The 398-nt window shown below is 61.6% G+C and carries 1 protein-coding gene; it reads left to right on the top strand.

Annotation, left to right across the window (positions count from 1 at the left end; genetic code table 11):
• The first annotated feature begins 54 nt into the window (after positions 1-54).
• Entirely contained in the window at positions 55-237 is a 183-nt protein-coding gene (locus EN750_RS38995) for a tyrosine-type recombinase/integrase (RefSeq protein ID WP_245482969.1), read from the top strand.
• Positions 238-398: the final 161 nt, after the last annotated feature.

Consider the following 398-nt stretch of genomic DNA (forward strand, 5'->3'; position numbering starts at 1 on the left):
CCGTGGGCAGCCATAGCCGGAAGGGCTGGCATTGCCGACGTTCACCTCCACGATTTGCGCCACACTTTCGCGAGCGTCGGGGCAGGTGACGGCATGTCGTTGCAGATCATTGGCAAGCTTCTCGGTCACGCCGATGCTGGCACCACACAGCGATACGCTCATGTTGATGTGAACCCGACGCGCGCCGCTGCCAACCTGATTGCAGGCAAGATTGCTGACGCGATTGGAGGGCGGTGACATGGCTCCGCTGCCGCGACCATTCAGCCGCTCGGCGTCTCTCATCGAGTCAGCGATTAGCGAGGGGCGCGCCGAAGAGGCGATGCACAAGTTGGTTCATGCTCTGCGCGGTGACGGTGATAGCAAGGCAATTCGCTTCCTTGCCGCTGACTGGATTGAGC

Source organism: Mesorhizobium sp. M7A.F.Ca.ET.027.03.2.1, from assembly GCF_003999175.1.
Lineage (GTDB): Bacteria > Pseudomonadota > Alphaproteobacteria > Rhizobiales > Rhizobiaceae > Mesorhizobium.